Origin of the sequence: uncultured Ruegeria sp., assembly GCF_947500045.1 — a bacterium.
Classification (GTDB): Bacteria; Pseudomonadota; Alphaproteobacteria; order Rhodobacterales; family Rhodobacteraceae; genus Ruegeria.
In genome coordinates, this window is sequence record NZ_CANMQQ010000018.1 from 58203 (window position 1) to 73423 (window position 15221).

Sequence of the window (15221 nt, forward strand, 5' to 3'; positions counted from 1 at the left end):
ATGAAACCTGAATTGTTCGATGCGTATACGCCGGGTTCGTCAACACCGATCCTGCGAATATTCCGGAGCGGTTGAGATCGTGCAACTGATGGCAAGTTGTATGATTGTTGGCAAAACGCAGGGTGAAGCCAACGTCGCTTCACATCACAGATATGAATCACTTCCAGAAAATAGATTGACCAATGTCATTGGACAGGCTGACGACCCTGAACGATACTGGTGCCATGGCGCTGACAGCAACCAAGCCTGTCCATCTGGTCCATGAAGACCCGGACGTCAACATGGCGCGGTTCTATGGAATAGAGTTGCAACCGACGCTGTTTGGGGATGTGTCCGTGTTTCGCACCTGGGGACGTATTGGTACAAACGGGCAAGCCATGATGGTGACATACGATGACGAAGTCCAGGCTGCTGACGCGCTCCATAAACTTGAAAGACAAAAACGTCGCAGAGGCTATGTTCCGGTCGGAGCATAGGCGCTTGATCCGATGGTTGGATGATGCGATCTGTTCGATGGAATGGTAGGCAACGAGGCATATGTGAAAGCACCGCATCGGAGGTTCTTCCAACATCGCAAGACAACGCCAAAGACGCCAAACCAGCGTGATATTGTTCAGGGCTTGTTGCTATCGATCCAGCGGGACATCAGGGAGCGATCCCGAAAGCATTCGTCTGGAACAGCGCGACGCTTGATCCGCGCGATGCGCTCTGCGAAAGCCACCTGTTTGGAACTCGGCCGGGAATCGCGTACGCGTGGCGTTGAGCGTTGCGTGTCAATCCACTGACTCAAAGCGCGCCGATCCTGCTGGATTTCCCATGGTAGAATTATGTTTTGCTGCTCCGCGATCTTACGTGCGTAGGCAAGTTGTTTGGCTGTGGCTGGCAGTGCAGTCTGTGTCTCTGAAATGGCAGTTTCGGACATCTGCTTTCCCCATTAATCGTATAGTTAATTATAGAACAAAAGGGGGTCTAAAGCAATTATATTGTGCTATGTGAAACTCGAAACACTACATATAGTATATATTGGACAATTCTGGATTGGAAGCAATACAGAGCCTACAACAGTTGACGGCGTCAGATTGGTATTCCCCCGTCAATTGCGGGCTGGGGCACTGTGCACAGGCGCATCAGCCGGACGGGTATTTTTTGTTGGACCAGTTTCTGACGGGGTAACTGTTCATGGAAGATCCCGTGCGCGACAGCTTTTTGTGATTTTCGCAATGCCTCTTTAGTTTTGACTAACACTCTTGAAAGCAGGCTTTCTAATGTTGACCGATGGACGACTGCAATAGACCGCTTTGAACTTCACAGGCGGAAATGCACCTAAATGGGCACTTGGCGACCAAGATGTCCAATACGGTAATGTCACCAAGTCACTTCAGAATTGTAGTCGGATTAAGCCGATTTATTCTGTGCCTTTTTGCCTGTCTTAGTTGGCCGCTCCCCATGTTGTCCACCAGTGCCGTTGAGCGTTTGATGCCAAGCAAGCTTCTTGACAGGGTTTGCACCCGGGCGCCTTACCTTGGGCTTTTTAGATTTAGGCATTGGGTGTCCTCTCTTGGTTTCAGGCAGGCTTATTCGTTTTGAGATCGGATTGATACCACCCACTTCAGGAGAGTAGAATCCGGTGGGGAAGTTGAATGCCTGCCTTTGGTCGAGCTGGCATATACCGTCACATGTCTTCCAAGTGGTGGGGAACACGGGCCCATTCGGGAGCATCTTCTACAAACACCCTTTTCGTTGGGCTAAACTTATTTGGCTCATCCAATGTCCCAGCTGCAATGCTGGTCAGCCCAAAGGACGTCACGCCCCACAAATTTGACCCGCAGGTACCGCAAAAATTCTTGATGACCGGGCGACCTTCTTTTGAGACTTTTTCAAAAGTCAGAGGTTTGCCGTTCAGCAGCTGCAAATCCTCGGAATTGATCATGTACCCGGCATAGCCATCAGTGCCGGTCATCGATAAGCAATCACTACAGAAACACATGAGTTGAATCACTGGTTCGCCAATAATCCGATATCGAATTTCACCGCAATAGCATCCACCTTCAATCGGCTGCGTCACGATCCTTCCTTCCGTCTATTCCATATTAGTGGACATGTTAAAATCGTATCTACCCTGACCAATGGTTACAACGGGTTCAGAAGACGAATGTGGATCGGTACAAAATGCGTCTCGCTATTTTGAGTGCCCCGGGACAAGCATCTGACAGACGAAACTAATGCTCAATCCAATCACGGTTCTGAATCTATGGATGAAAACTGATCTCGCAAAGTCATTGGACAGAAAGTTTGTAGCAAGGGATAGTGGTGGCATGGAGCTGACGGCAACCACACATGTCCACCTTGTTCACGTAGACCCTGACCTCAACATGGCGCGGTTCTATGGAATAGAGTTGCAGCCAACGCTGTTTGGGGAAGTGTCCGTCCTTCGTGCCTGGGGACGAATTGGCACAAACGGACAAGCCATGATGGTGACGTACGAAGACGAAGTCGAGGCTGCCGAGGCGCTCCAAAAACTCGAAAAGCAAAAGCGCCGTCGAGGGTATGTTCCGGTCAGTGACTAAAACCGACTAGCAGCAGTAGTAGACCTCCAATCTCACAAACCGATTGAGCGATCTATTCTTTGGCCACCCGTCCAGAATGGACATGATCACCAAGATTTTCCAGCTCGTCCTGACAGGCTTCGGAAATACCCTCTGGTAAATTGTAGGCGTCAATATCGGCTTCAATTTTTCTAAGATCAACTTCCAGTCCCATGGATTGGAAATTATCGACTTCGCGAAGGCGGTAAATCAAACGTTCAATGAGCAAACGGTGGGCAAGCATTCGGCCCAGCAATTCGCGAATTAGTGGCTCTTGCATGCATCAGTTCTCCTCAATCCGCGCAGTAGGCACGATCGGAATTCCGGGGTCAATCACGGACCTTAACGTGTGAGTGGACCTGCGGAGATCGGCGCCCGTCGTTTAGTTCGTAACGGGAAAGCGGGATGTGACCTTACTCCCCGGCAATTCCCGAGCCAGTTGGCTCGTGACCGGGCTCTAGGTTCCAGCCGACATATCGGCTTCCACCCAGAACACCCCAGCATGATCTCCCTGACGCAGTAGCCCCTGGACCGTCTCTTGCGAGCCGGGGCAGGGGCTTAGGGTCATGGTCGGTCCATGTTGGGATGATCTGCCCATTCGGGTGACGATCCCTTTTGCGCTCCCGCAGGATCGAAGATCCTTTTCCTTTTTTTGTTGGTCAGGCGGGATTTGGACAAGCCAAACGCCACCCGATGTCAGGGGGAAGGCGCGGCCTCCCCCCTCGGACAAGACAAATAGACAAGACCGTGTCCTCGCGCGTTGCGCTGCGGGCCGCACCACTCTTGTCGATTTGCCCTGTCTCGCCCCTCTCCGCGTTCGCCACGGGGCAGGTTTTAGAGACGACGCCCTTTCAGGGCTCGGCTCAAAACCAGCACCAAAAGGGATCAGCCCCGGAGGTCGCATCACAAAGGAGACGGTTTTGAACAGTGAAGCAACAAAAGACATCGAAAATGACACCAGCCTTCAGGCGGCAGAGATCGCAGCCCAGAATGACCTGTTTCGGAAAGCCCTGATCGATCCGAACGCGGCGATTGAGATGCAGTCCAAAGGCATTCAGGGTCAGGTTTTTGTGACGCCCGGCGTGTCGGGCGAAGGGGTGGAGTTTCAGACCGCGGCATTGGCTGCAGTGGCATCACATGACCAGTTCGACGAGGGCAATGACCCCTATGGCGATCACACATTCGGAACGGTGACAATCAGCGGCCAGAAGCTGTTCTGGAAAATCGATCTGTATGACACGGATTACAAATACGGCTCCGACCGCCTGTTTGATCCCGCAGTGACGCGTCGCGTCCTGACCATCATGTGCCCCAGCGAATATTGATTTCCACCACAGATCGGAAAGGGGGTGATCACCATGAGCAATGAAATCTTGCAGCAGCGTATCGCAGAAGCGTGGGCGCTAATCAGGAAGGGCGATGACTTCGACATCGGACGCCGCTTCCTGATCCAAAACGCAGCCGTTTAAGCGGCCTCGCTCTACCCCCACGAGGGGTAGGGCACCTTTAACACGAAGCGAAACACTCAAACAAGGATTTGCCCCATGAGCAAAGTTGAAACATTCACCGCACCGGAAACCATCGAAACCATCCCGCTGTCCGAACTCTACCTGTCCGATCTGAACCCACGACAGGAGGTTGGTGAGGACGGCATTGCCCTCTTGGCCGATAGTCTGGTCATGTGCGGACTGATCCAGAACCTTAGCGGCCTGCGCGATGCGGATGGCAAAGTCGCCATCGTTGCCGGTGGTCGCCGCTTTCGGGCTTTGAACATCGCTGTGACCGAGCGGGCCGATCTGGCACAGGTCCCCGTGAAAGTCACAGACAACCCCTTTGTGGCCGAACAATGGGCCAATGCGGAAAACACCGCCCGCGAGGAACTGGAACCGGTGGACGAGGTCCGCGCCTATGGCAAGATGGCTGCGAAATCTTTGTCTGTTGCCAAGATCAGCAATGCGTTTGGCGTGACCGAGGCACATGTGCGCCGCCGCCTCGCATTGGCTAGTTTGCCTACCGCCGTACTGGACGCGCTCAAGGCGGGTGAAATTAGCATGGGGCTGGCTAAGGCCATGACCGTCAGCACCGAGGATGAGAAAATTCTGGAAGTGCTGGAACAGGCCAAGGAGCGCCGGTGGTTCAGTGAACATGATGTCAAACAGGCTCTGACGTCCGAAGCTGTCCGCAGCACCAACCGCAAGGCCGTGTTTGTGGGCCAAGAGGCTTATGTTGAAGCGGGTGGCGCCGTCACCGCTGATCTCTTTGCCGATGAGGTCCTGTTCAATGAAGGCGCGCTACTGGATCACCTGTTTGCTGAGAAACTGACGGCTGAAGCAGAAAAGCTGCGCGAAGCAGAAGGCTGGGACTGGGTGGACAAATGTGATGAGAGCTACATCCCCTATGGGTTCACAGGCACAGAAGGCATGCACCGCCTGGACATGGTGAGCCGGGAGTTCACCGAAGAACAGTCTGAGCGGTATGACGAACTAGCCGAACTCTATGATGCTGAGACTCTGGCCGCGGATGGCGAAAAGGAGCTGGCCGCGCTCGAGGACTATGCGGCACCCTTCTATTCCGACGATCAGCGCAAGCTGTCCGGCGTATTCCTCTATGTGAGCAACACTGGCGAGATCAAAACAACATCGGCCTATGTCGCGGCAGAACATATGCAGGCTGCCATTGAGGCGGGTGTACTGGCCCCGGTCAAAGAGCCGGAGATCAAAGAAGCACCTAAACCGGCCTATTCGCAGAAGTTCATCGACGATATGGTGGCGATCCGGCTGGCAGCGGTTCAATCGGCCCTGCTGGACAAGCCGGACTATGTATTGAGCCTGTTCGCTTTCTTCGCAACCCCGGCATCTGGTCTGACCAGCAACCTGTTCGGGTTCGGCTATGGCTGCGCTGAGCGGAACACGCCGGAGATCGACGATTTGTTCAGTCTTGATCCGCGCCTTGGTGGGGAGCGGGACGAGGCGGCAGATGCAGCGTACGACCAGTTCCAAGAGATGGCGTCACAAGGCAGCGTTGAGGCGTTCAAAGCGTTTCGCGAATTGGGCAAGAAGACCCGCAACGGGGAGATCACAGGTTTTCTGGCCCGGCGGTTCCTGACCCAGCGCCCGGAGTTCATGGCAGAGATCGAAGCTGAGATTGGAGCAGACATGCGCGCGATCTGGACCCCGTCGGCCGAGAATTGCTTCAAACGGTTGAAAGGTTGGCAACTGGATGATCTCTACAAAGACCTGCTGGACCTGAATGGTGACACCGACATGTTCAAAGCCTTTGCAAAATCCAAGAAAGGCGCGAAGAACGAAGCGATGCACAAGCTGTTCAATGACAAAGAACATCAGGCGGCACTGGGTGTGACCGAGGCGCAGAAAACCCGGATCGATGCCTGGGTGCCGGATTGCTTCTGAAACAATCAGGTAGGGCGCTTTGCGCCCTACCTTCTAACGGCGTTGTTCTCCGTTAATTCAATGCTTTACGTAGCTTTCACTTGAAAGGATGTAGCTTGTAGGCTACATTTAGGTATGATAGAAATTCGTAAGACGGCCCTGTTCGACAAATGGCTCAAGGGTTTGAAGGACCAAAGGGCGAAAGCCAGGATTTTGGTTCGCATCACGCGGTTGAGCCTGGGCAATCCCGGTGACGTGAAGCCGGTTGGTGAAGGTGTGAGTGAACTGCGTATCTCGGAAGGTAAGGGGTATCGCGTTTACTACGTATCGCGCGGTGATGTTTTGATCATTTTGCTCTGCGGGGGAGACAAGTCATCCCAGCAATCGGACATCAAAACCGCCAAAGCGATGGCAAAAGAGTTGGAGTGAAAAACATGGGTGTCAAAACAACGAAGTTTGAAGCGGCTGACTATCTGGACAGCCCCGAAGCCATTCAAGCCTATCTTGAAGCGGCTTTTGAAACCAGTGACACGGCCCTGATCGCATCAGCTCTTGGCGATGTTGCCAAGGCCAAAGGTATGTCGAGCGTAGCCGACAAATCCGGCCTGTCTCGGGAAAGCCTCTATCGCGCACTTAGCGAAAACGGCAATCCCGAATTTGGCACCATCCTCAAAGTGCTGAGTGCTGTGGGTGTTACGCTCACCCCTAAAATGCACGTGAGTTAACCGTTTTAGAAGGCAACCCGCCATGTCTACCGATGCAGCTTCTTCAACAGCCGAAAAAACCATTCGCCGCGTTTGGAAATCCGCGCAGATGTTTGTCGGGTTTCATACGGACCAGAAGGGCAAACCGCGCGCGCAGCCGAAGCTCTGGCCGCCGAAGAACGGCAGCGCGTCGATCCATAGTGACCCAGACGCGCAGGAGGCGATTGTTGTCGTCAAAGCCGCTGATGCAGTGGCCGCGCAGGACGTGCAGATCAAGCTGCATCCTAACCGTATTGTTGTGCGCCGCGATGCAGATATGTGGTGGCAGGGTGTGGCCGTGGATGAGCATTGTGTGACGGTCCGAATGGCCGACAACACGATCATCGAGATCCGGCATGACGGGTCAGTGAAACGCCGCTCAGAAGAAGACGAAACCCATGTTGAAGCCGATGGCAGCATCTTCAAGTTCACCGAGTTTGCTGAGGCGCATATGACAGGGGACGGGGTGGAAATGACCCGGCGCACCGAGGACCGCATTGCCACGATCATGGCTGACGGTGTTGTCGATCGTGCGCGCAAGCGCTAGCCTGTCTTCAATACCTAGAGACTTTCCTTCGGTTAAACTTGTGGCCCGCTTCGGTGGGCCTCTTTCTTGCGTGCAGGGCTGTTAGCAGAGGCTTGCCGAGGCCGCCTCATTTTCCTCCAAAGGTCGTCTCAAACCCATATTGACTGTTGGTGCCAACCTGGCCAATGTCGCACGTTCCCATTGGCGCATCTGCCTCAGCGCACATAGGTCGGAGCCGACCCAAATCCAGAAGGAAACGCAAGCGATATGACTGACGACTGGAACTACTACGCCGATGGTTGGGACGACAATAGCGACGTCAGATATTACGCCGGTTGCGCTTTTGCCTCGCTTGACGCGCACCTGGACCTTTGTGGAAAGAACTGGAAATCAAAACGCGTGCTCGACTTTGGATGTGGCACCGGATTGCTGGCGGAGAGAATTGCGCCGCATGTGGCGGAAGTTGTCGCCGTCGATACCTCGGAGAATATGATTGCGGTCCTGAATGCCAAGAACCTGCCCAATGTCAGGGCCGTTCACGGAGACATTCTGGCTAGAGATGTTCGGGAGGTGGAGACCGGCTTTTCAGGTTTCGATTTGATCTGCGCCTCATCCGTTTGTGCCTTTCTTCCGGATTACAGTGGAGCCGTGGCGGTGCTGGCGGGTCTGCTCAACAAGGGTGGGCAGTTCGTACAGTGGGATTGGCAAGCGTCAGATGATGACGGCTTTGGATTGACGATCCATCAAATGAAGACCGCGCTTGACGCGGCACGGCTTGGCTCAATTCGGGTAGAACAGGTATTCGAGATTAATTCTGATGCGCAGACAATGCCCGTTTTGATGGGAGCGGGGATTCGAAGTACGGAATGAATTTGAGTGTGGATGCGGGAGCATCCAGTGCGTACGCTTAACCGACCATTGATATTGCTCAAGTGCGTTCAAGACTTTCGGATGAACAGGTACCCTTTCCTTGAAAGCTCCGTGCTCCAGTTCGCCCGATGAGCCTGGATCGGGCAATCCTGCTTCTGGCAGCGAAGCTCATGTCTGAGTGGTGGCGGCAGTTATTTGGTCTGATATCGCCGGTTCATATTGAGTCCGGCTGATTACCTGATCCACGCAAGCGCGGATCAGGGCCGGACCGTCCGGTCTTTGGCTTCCGCCAATTGGAAAGGGCGGCTTGCACCGCTAGTGGTCCTCCATCCTTCAACACCAGGGTCGTACCGGCCTAGAAAGGCCACCCCAACTCGGAACTGAGCACGCAGCCTGTGTCGGACCGAGGTGATGTTGCCGCCCGATATCGCATCGCATTGTTCAGGTGTCCCGAGCGCACCGATCCCAGAAAGTCTTGCCCTTCACTTGGTCTGTCAGTTTCAACCTCGTTGCCGCAGAAGATCCTCGGCTGCGGTGTTTCTGAAGGGATGAACATAAGCGGGCAGTCGGGGAAGACGCGCGGCGCCCAACACGGGCGCCGCGCTTCAACAAGGAATTTCCCCTGCGCCTGCGGCGCATTCCGCGCGGGACAAATTACCTGCTGACATCCCCTTGATGCCCGCTTTTCCCATGTTCACCGAAACACGCCATAGCGAGGATCAAACAATGGCAACTCAAACTCTGAAACTGAACGTCAAGACCGGTGAAAAAGAAGGCAAAAACTTCTGGGATCGGTGCGGGGTTCTCTTCGTTAACACCGATGAGACCGGCAACATCACCTCGATCCAGGTCAAGCACAGCATGTTCCCCGGTGTCGAGATGGTGGCCTTCCCGAAGCGCACCGATGACGATCCCGTCACCGAATGACGAAAGGGCAGGGCGGCGCAAGCCGCCCTTTCCCTTGCTCCGGCCAGTGGCCGGACCACATATGCGCCAAGTTTGGAGCAAGGCCCAACGGCCGGGTAGGGAGGTAACCCACCGCAACGCGGCAGCTCTAACCCCTGCCACACCCGCCGCGCAGGCGGCGTGATATTGAGCGCGCTGAGGCGCGCGGAAAATGCCATAATGAACTTGAACGTGCCGGAATGTGACGGGCGCTATTCGGGCAGCCCCCGCTTCGCGTGGTTGCCCTGCGCCAGTCCACCGGCACCCACGCCTGCTGGCTGGAAAAGGGGCGGGACCCTTTTCCTGGCGTGGAGATTGCCTCCAAGAGCAAAACTGTCCCGGGGGCAATTTGAGAAAATGCGGATTTCTAAAATCACCCCCGGTTTCCTCTTGGAGTGTATGACAGGATAAGGTAGTTGTGTTACAAAATGAAAATACAACCATAGGTATACATTGAGCAAGCCCGCCGACACCACTGTCTTTTCCGTACGTTTGCCAGTGGATGCACTGGAGCGTCTGGAGGCGGCTGTGACCGCGCTCGGAGCCAAGAGCCGCAACCAGATCATCCAGCGCCTGATTTATCGTCTGATCGGTTATCTCGATCCTGACCCCGCTGTTGTCGATCTCTGGCAGAAGCACTTGCGGCAGGTTCAAGGCGGATACACCAACCTCAATCAGCTTGCGAAATCGGCCAAGCGCGGCACGGTGATCTGGACGGATGATGACCGGCGCGACGTCGAAAATCTCCATCGCGCGATCATCCAGCACCGACAAGACTTGAAGGCGATGGTCACAGCGGCCCGCCGAAACCGAGAGCCAGATTCCGCCATTCGCCGGATCTTGCGCGATGACGATTGGACACCTGAAGAATGAACGCTGCGACCCGCGATCTGACAGCAGGAGACTTCCTGGAGCTTGCGTTCCGCGAGGCTCAGAAGGGTGTCGATCATTCTAAGCGCATCAGTCAACAATTGCAGACCGCCAAACGCATGAAGTTCATGGTTTCGCGGGCCTCATCCATCAAGGCGCGGCTTGGTGCCGTGGTTGGGAAGCCCGAAGCGGTTGTGAAACACGTCCGCAAAGGCGGGGTGAAAAACGCGCATGAGCTGCGCCGCCAGATCAATTATCTGACCGTCAGGGCAGAGGGTGTATTGGACATTCGAGACAATGGCGTGACCCCGCTCGATGCGGATCAGGTCAGTGATCTGATCGAGACCTGGGCGGAGGATTTCAACGGGAAAACCAACTACGGTTACACCCGTCACATGATCGTTTCGTTTCCCGAGGGCACCTATCCGGACGCCGCTCATGAGGCCGGTTTGGAGTTCGCGGATCGTCTATTTGGAAGCGGTGATTTTGGCGATACCTGGGACTACCTGACAGTGTTCCACAACGACACTGACAACCCCCATGTCCACATCGTTGTGAACAACCGAGGCGTCGAACATGGGCAGTGGTTGGCTATGGGAATGAGCAGCGAAATGAACATCGACGTTCAGCGCTCTATCCAGGTCGAGGTTGCTGAGGAATACGGAATTGAGCTGACCGCAACGACCCGCCTTGAGCGCGGTTTGCGGCAGGAAGTCGAGACCGACACGTGGAAAGTTCAGGCCGGAATGTCGGTGGTTGAAAGCACTCCGGAAGTTGAAGCTACGGCCCGCGACATGGCCGCCGATGTGATAACCCTATCCATCGCAAGAATGTCGGATCTGTTTGATGAGCGCGCCAACGCCGTCAAAGACCGGATCGAAGAGTTTGCCATCCAACTCGTTGAAAGTGAGGAACCTATGGTGTCGAGAATGGAACATCTACTGGATCAGGCCCATCATTTTGATGACTATGGTGAGCCGGGAGACCCGTCTTATGTGTCCCCCGAAGTCATGCGCAACTTGCGGCGACATATCGAATTAGGTGGATCTGGGGAAACGATTACACCCGAGCTGAAGGCGCAGGTTGTTTGCCATATCAGCGACGTCCGGGACAACGAACAGAGCCATCCGCACCTGTCTGCCCTTGCTGATATTGTCGATGACAAGGAGTTCCAGGCGTCCGCAGATTACGCCCCGGCATCACGCCGCTACGAGGTCTATATGCAGGACACCTTGGGCGAGGGGGCCTATGAGGACTTCCAGACTCAGACCAAAGAATTGCTGCTATCCATCGACAAGATGGAAGGGCTTGCCCGTGAGGTTGACGACCTGCATCTGCGTGTCGCGATGGATATTCAGATTGGAGAGCTGAAGGGCGACGTTGCGGATCTGCGCACCAACGATCCGGACCTTCAAGCCTTCATCATCGAGGACCGGCGCTATTCAACGATGATGGGAATGGATACTGCCGAAATGGATACCCTCGACTATCCAGAGGCCGAACAGTGGGCGGCGATCCGCAAGGAAGTCATCGACACGGCCAGCAGCTACGGCCTCGATGGCGAGGCGTTTGTTGCCCGGTTTGGCGACCATCACAACGTCACTTTGGGCACAACAATGGGTTGGCGCAGCGACGACATTTCGACCGCAGCGGCCCACTTCCAGGCTCAAGGATTGTCGGACAGCCACGAGCGGGCCGAGGCCGTTGTTGACGAGCTGCACCAGCTTGCTTCTTCCAAGATCATCGCAATATCAGAAGAACTCTCAGACGTTCACGCCCACGCAACACACCCGCTCTTGCAAGAGCGCGGTGACGATGACGGACACAGTTTATAGCACTTCACCCGGTCTGCCTGATGAGTGCGCCAACGCTCTGAGCAGATCCATCACTGAGTTATCCATCAACTCGCAAAGGAAAAACTATGGTTTCGCGTGCAGACTATCTTTTGAACGAAGTTGAACACTTCGCACCCTATTCCCAATTTGATCAATCCGCCCCGCGCGAGGATCGCGTTTCAGAGCAGATCGACATCATCAAGAAAGAACAGCAGGCGATGGGCTTTGATCGTGCAGCCATCGCTTCAAAGAGCTTCGACATCGAGGACCAGGCCAACCGCCGTGTTGACGAACACACGGCGCAACAAAATCTGGTCGAAGAACTGAAAATCGAATTGGAGGCTGCGGAGCGGTCGGGGGAGCCGGTTGATCTGAACGATATGCGGGCATTGGTTTCTCAACACATGGCCGATGCTCAGGAATACGATCTGTATCACCCCTACTATTCGTCGCTGGCGGATCTGTCCGGGGACAAAGGTTTTCAGGGTTCCAACGATTACCAATCGCCCGGTGATCGCTATGTTCAGTATATGCAATCCGCTTTGGGGCAGGCCGGTTACGAGAACTACGAACAGCAGACCAAGGACATCGTAAACTCCATCAAAAACATGGAGGCGCTTGCCCGAGAGGTCGAAGATCCGCATCTGCGCGCCGCAATGGACGTGCAGATCGGAGAGCTGAAGGGCGATGTTGCCGAGCTGCGCCCATACGACACCGACCTGCAGGCGTACACTGTTGCTGATGACAGTTACACCACACCCATGAATGCAGCCGAGTTGGACAACCTGGACCCGTCCGAGGCCGAAAAATGGCTAGCTGTGCGTTATGACATTGTGGCGACCGCCAACAGCTTCGGACTCGATGGAAACAAGTTCCTGGCCCGCTACAACGATCATGACAGCGTTTCAGTCGGCACCACGGCGACTTGGCGAGACGCGGACATTTCCACCGCTGCCGCTCACTTCAACAGCCATGGCGTTCCAGACAGCTACGAGCGCGCCGAGGCCGTTGTCGGTGAGCTGCACCAAGTCTCATCCAGCAAGATTGCCGCTATGGTGCAGGAGATTGCCCATACCCGCGAACAGGCCACCCACGTCCATGAAGATGATGGTCACAGCCTTTAAGGACTACGCAGACGATATTTATTGATGCAACAGGGCTAATTCAGGCTCGGCGCAAAACACGGCGGTATGGAATCTTCCGTACGGAATTGTTGGAAAACGATCCTTCGTTGCGGCTGGTGTGAGCGACCGCAACGCGGAGAGGCTGTGTGAAAACTCTGACGGTCCGGCAAAGTACAACGAAAACACCCTTTATGTACGCTTTCTCGCGCTACTAAGAGAGCATTTGCATAGTCGCTGAAAACGAGCGCGGCGAGAGAGCTCATGAGCCGGAGTTTTCACACACCCTCTGGACAAAACGGCCATTGGCTTCAATCGCGCCAACGGCCACTGACAGATTCGAGAACCGGATTTCTTTGTCACCATAGGTCGATTTGAAGATGCGCCTGCCCGTCGCTTGTCCGCTCAACCGAATGCCCTTTGGGACCAATTACACCACGAATGCGCGAACGGAAATTTGAGAAGCTTTCGGATGTGACAATGTCTACTGCATCATCCAAGTGCAGCTCTAACCGGAACCACCCTGGTTTCATGATCGAAATAGAAACCATATGCCCCGTAAACGGTTGCGAGAGATACGTTCCGCTGACCTTGTCCCCGATGGCCCAGCCCATTGGCGGGCCGTTACCCATGGCGGCAAGCATCGTGTTCCAATCACGGAACCCGTGTTGGTGGGCGACCAATTCGAGGGACGTGGCATGTCCAATCTCGGCCCCGTCCTCGGCCATTTTGTTGCGCAAACGTTTGGCTTGATCCTTGGCTTGCGCCGCTGACGGAAGTTGCATTGTCATGCCTCTGTTCCTCCTTCCATGTGGAAAATACCCCATTTCAACGCGGAATTCCGGCCCGCGTTCCACAGCACCACTGCGGTAAGGCCCAACAGCAGCAGCTCCGCAAATGGACCCGCGTACCAGACACCAATTTCGCCAAACCAGACGGGTAAAACGAACGTCAGAGGGATCGCAAAGGCGTAGGGTTTTGTAAGTCCCAGCAAAGCAGCCTTTCCAGCGGACCCAATCGCTTGAAAATAGGTCGCGACCATCATCAATGGGCCCACCATGAAGAAGACACCAGTCATCACCGGCAAGATGCGTGCGACCTCTTCGATGACGGCTTGGTCCTCTACAAATGCGCTGGCGATTTGACTGGATATGCTCATCACGACGACCTGTACGAAAGCGCAGTAGATAAAGGCGACCCAAAGAGCCATGCGCAGACTCGCATCTGACCTTTGCCAGAGTCCGGCGCCATAGTTGTTGCCCGTGATCGTTTGCATCGCGAACGACAGCCCCAAAAGCGGAAGGAAGGCGAATGTGATGACCCGTGTAATGATTCCGTACGCTGTGATGGTGTCGGCGTAACCCGGGCGACCCACCCATTGCAGGGCTGCAATGATCGCCGCCGACCCGAGCGCTAGACCGATGAAACTGAGGCTCTGTGGTGCACCCAGTGCGAGGATCCGCCCCCACTTTCCGCGCACAGAATAGGACAGCAGGGTCGCAGGACGCAGCGATGTGTCTCCAAACACACGGAACGCAAAAATGATCGCAAACGCGAGCGCTTGTGCCGCCGCAGTCCCGTAGGCCGACCCGGCGACACCCATGTCCAGAACGGCAATGAGCACGTAGTTGAACCCGATGTTTGCAATCGACACCAGCAGGCTCATCGCGGCCATGAAGCCCACGCGACCTTCGTTTCGCAACGCATCAGAATTGACCGACAACACGAACAACAGTGGCGAGAAAAATACCGTGATCCGCAGGTAGACCACCCCCATCTGGGCCAAAGTCTCTGACCCACCAGCGGCCAGCAATGCAACTGGCTGGCCCAATAGGATGAACAATACTATCAGGACTATGCCCAATCCGATGGCCAGCCCATGTGCGCCTGCAAACGTGGCACGCGCGCTGTTCATGTCGCCAGCGCCAAGGGACCGGGCCAGAAGGCTCGACATGCCGTTCGCCACTAGCGTGGAAAGCGCCGCAATCAGCATGTAGATCGGGAACATCAACGTGACCGCCGCCAGCCCATCAGGGCCTACGAAAATGCCCAGAAACAGCGCATCTGCAACGGACAGCAGCCCGTTCATCCCCATCACGAAAATGATCGGGAGGGCGGTCTTAAAGTAGATAGTGCCAAGCGGTCCATCAGTGAATGTATTGGTGGGGGTATCAGTCATATCCCATATCTCTCTTGCCTGATCGCGCAGTTTGAGATGGGACCCGCATTACCATCCGCGCGATATGCGGAAAGAGGTAGATTGAGAACGGCGGTGAGAAAGTCGACCACGGTAGCGGCGGGATGAGCCTGCTGCGGGCGGCGTAAAAGTCGTCCATC

17 protein-coding genes are annotated in these 15221 nt (G+C 55.1%); 12 read left to right on the forward strand and 5 right to left on the reverse strand.

The window, feature by feature from the left end; translation table 11 throughout:
• The first annotated feature begins 182 nt into the window (after nt 1-182).
• Nucleotides 183-476 (forward strand): WGR domain-containing protein, encoded by a 294-nt coding sequence (locus tag Q1B46_RS21065; RefSeq protein WP_366871613.1) that lies wholly within the window; start codon nt 183-185, stop codon nt 474-476.
• Between the two features lie 137 nt (nt 477-613).
• Here Q1B46_RS21065 and Q1B46_RS21070 read toward each other — a convergent pair whose 3' ends face one another.
• Complete coding sequence (locus tag Q1B46_RS21070) at nt 614-922, reverse strand: hypothetical protein (RefSeq protein WP_299951689.1); 309 nt, start codon at nt 920-922, stop codon at nt 614-616.
• 750 nt (nt 923-1672) lie between these two features.
• Complete coding sequence (locus tag Q1B46_RS21075) at nt 1673-2065, reverse strand: GFA family protein (RefSeq protein WP_299951691.1); 393 nt, start codon at nt 2063-2065, stop codon at nt 1673-1675.
• Between the two features lie 190 nt (nt 2066-2255).
• On the opposite strand from Q1B46_RS21075, the gene Q1B46_RS21080 reads away from it, so the two are divergent.
• Complete coding sequence (locus Q1B46_RS21080) at nt 2256-2567, forward strand: WGR domain-containing protein (RefSeq protein WP_299951693.1); 312 nt, start codon at nt 2256-2258, stop codon at nt 2565-2567.
• Nucleotides 2568-2619: 52 nt separating this feature from the next.
• Here the strand turns inward: Q1B46_RS21080 and Q1B46_RS21085 are convergent, their stop codons facing one another.
• On the reverse strand, nt 2620-2865 hold the full coding sequence (locus tag Q1B46_RS21085; RefSeq protein ID WP_299951695.1) for a hypothetical protein: 246 nt from the start codon (nt 2863-2865) through the stop codon (nt 2620-2622).
• A gap of 640 nt (nt 2866-3505) precedes the next feature.
• Between Q1B46_RS21085 and Q1B46_RS21090 the strand changes: the two genes are divergently transcribed.
• From Q1B46_RS21090 to Q1B46_RS21135, 10 genes are all read left to right on the forward strand, one after another.
• Nucleotides 3506-3910 (forward strand): DUF3768 domain-containing protein, encoded by a 405-nt coding sequence (locus Q1B46_RS21090; protein WP_299951697.1) that lies wholly within the window; start codon nt 3506-3508, stop codon nt 3908-3910.
• A gap of 219 nt (nt 3911-4129) precedes the next feature.
• Nucleotides 4130-5995 (forward strand): ParB/RepB/Spo0J family partition protein, encoded by a 1866-nt coding sequence (locus Q1B46_RS21095; RefSeq protein ID WP_299951699.1) that lies wholly within the window; start codon nt 4130-4132, stop codon nt 5993-5995.
• Between the two features lie 114 nt (nt 5996-6109).
• Entirely contained in the window at nt 6110-6403 is a 294-nt protein-coding gene (locus tag Q1B46_RS21100; protein ID WP_299951701.1) for a type II toxin-antitoxin system RelE/ParE family toxin, read from the forward strand.
• Between the two features lie 5 nt (nt 6404-6408).
• Nucleotides 6409-6699 carry an addiction module antidote protein gene (locus Q1B46_RS21105; protein ID WP_170766490.1) on the forward strand — a complete coding sequence of 97 codons (291 nt, stop codon included), beginning with the start codon at nt 6409-6411 and terminating at the stop codon, nt 6697-6699.
• Nucleotides 6700-6721: 22 nt separating this feature from the next.
• On the forward strand, nt 6722-7264 hold the full coding sequence (locus Q1B46_RS21110; RefSeq protein ID WP_299951703.1) for a hypothetical protein: 543 nt from the start codon (nt 6722-6724) through the stop codon (nt 7262-7264).
• 246 nt (nt 7265-7510) lie between these two features.
• Nucleotides 7511-8113 (forward strand): methyltransferase domain-containing protein, encoded by a 603-nt coding sequence (locus Q1B46_RS21115; RefSeq protein ID WP_299951705.1) that lies wholly within the window; start codon nt 7511-7513, stop codon nt 8111-8113.
• A 726-nt stretch (nt 8114-8839) separates the two neighbouring features.
• Nucleotides 8840-9040, forward strand: a complete 201-nt coding sequence (locus tag Q1B46_RS21120) for a hypothetical protein (RefSeq protein ID WP_142638766.1) — start codon at nt 8840-8842, stop codon at nt 9038-9040.
• A gap of 471 nt (nt 9041-9511) precedes the next feature.
• Entirely contained in the window at nt 9512-9931 is a 420-nt protein-coding gene (locus Q1B46_RS21125; RefSeq protein WP_299951707.1) for a ribbon-helix-helix protein, CopG family, read from the forward strand.
• Nucleotides 9928-11763, forward strand: a complete 1836-nt coding sequence (locus Q1B46_RS21130) for a relaxase/mobilization nuclease domain-containing protein (protein WP_299951709.1) — start codon at nt 9928-9930, stop codon at nt 11761-11763. Before Q1B46_RS21125 ends, Q1B46_RS21130 begins: the two co-directional genes overlap by 4 nt.
• Nucleotides 11764-11849: 86 nt before the next feature.
• The gene (locus Q1B46_RS21135) at nt 11850-12887 is read left to right on the forward strand and encodes a hypothetical protein (RefSeq protein WP_299951711.1); all 1038 of its coding nucleotides are present in this window, start codon (nt 11850-11852) and stop codon (nt 12885-12887) included.
• 356 nt (nt 12888-13243) lie between these two features.
• Here Q1B46_RS21135 and Q1B46_RS21140 read toward each other — a convergent pair whose 3' ends face one another.
• Nucleotides 13244-13675, reverse strand: a complete 432-nt coding sequence (locus tag Q1B46_RS21140) for a glyoxalase superfamily protein (protein WP_299951713.1) — start codon at nt 13673-13675, stop codon at nt 13244-13246.
• Nucleotides 13672-15063, reverse strand: a complete 1392-nt coding sequence (locus Q1B46_RS21145; RefSeq protein WP_299951715.1) for an MATE family efflux transporter — start codon at nt 15061-15063, stop codon at nt 13672-13674. Before Q1B46_RS21145 ends, Q1B46_RS21140 begins: the two co-directional genes overlap by 4 nt.
• Nucleotides 15064-15221: the final 158 nt, after the last annotated feature.

What these genes read in the sequence shown, in the direction of transcription:
- Q1B46_RS21095 (WP_299951699.1), top strand. Translation starts at nt 4,130, where the DNA reads ATGAGCAAAGTTGAAACATTCACCGCACCGGAAACCATCGAAACCATC.
- Q1B46_RS21085 (WP_299951695.1), bottom strand. Translation starts at nt 2,865, where the DNA reads ATGCAAGAGCCACTAATTCGCGAATTGCTGGGCCGAATGCTTGCCCAC.
- Q1B46_RS21105 (WP_170766490.1), top strand. Translation starts at nt 6,409, where the DNA reads ATGGGTGTCAAAACAACGAAGTTTGAAGCGGCTGACTATCTGGACAGC.
- Q1B46_RS21110 (WP_299951703.1), top strand. Translation starts at nt 6,722, where the DNA reads ATGTCTACCGATGCAGCTTCTTCAACAGCCGAAAAAACCATTCGCCGC.
- Q1B46_RS21080 (WP_299951693.1), top strand. Translation starts at nt 2,256, where the DNA reads ATGAAAACTGATCTCGCAAAGTCATTGGACAGAAAGTTTGTAGCAAGG.
- Q1B46_RS21065 (WP_366871613.1), top strand. Translation starts at nt 183, where the DNA reads ATGTCATTGGACAGGCTGACGACCCTGAACGATACTGGTGCCATGGCG.
- Q1B46_RS21140 (WP_299951713.1), bottom strand. Translation starts at nt 13,675, where the DNA reads ATGACAATGCAACTTCCGTCAGCGGCGCAAGCCAAGGATCAAGCCAAA.
- Q1B46_RS21120 (WP_142638766.1), top strand. Translation starts at nt 8,840, where the DNA reads ATGGCAACTCAAACTCTGAAACTGAACGTCAAGACCGGTGAAAAAGAA.
- Q1B46_RS21130 (WP_299951709.1), top strand. Translation starts at nt 9,928, where the DNA reads ATGAACGCTGCGACCCGCGATCTGACAGCAGGAGACTTCCTGGAGCTT.
- Q1B46_RS21100 (WP_299951701.1), top strand. Translation starts at nt 6,110, where the DNA reads ATGATAGAAATTCGTAAGACGGCCCTGTTCGACAAATGGCTCAAGGGT.
- Q1B46_RS21135 (WP_299951711.1), top strand. Translation starts at nt 11,850, where the DNA reads ATGGTTTCGCGTGCAGACTATCTTTTGAACGAAGTTGAACACTTCGCA.
- Q1B46_RS21115 (WP_299951705.1), top strand. Translation starts at nt 7,511, where the DNA reads ATGACTGACGACTGGAACTACTACGCCGATGGTTGGGACGACAATAGC.
- Q1B46_RS21070 (WP_299951689.1), bottom strand. Translation starts at nt 922, where the DNA reads ATGTCCGAAACTGCCATTTCAGAGACACAGACTGCACTGCCAGCCACA.
- Q1B46_RS21145 (WP_299951715.1), bottom strand. Translation starts at nt 15,063, where the DNA reads ATGACTGATACCCCCACCAATACATTCACTGATGGACCGCTTGGCACT.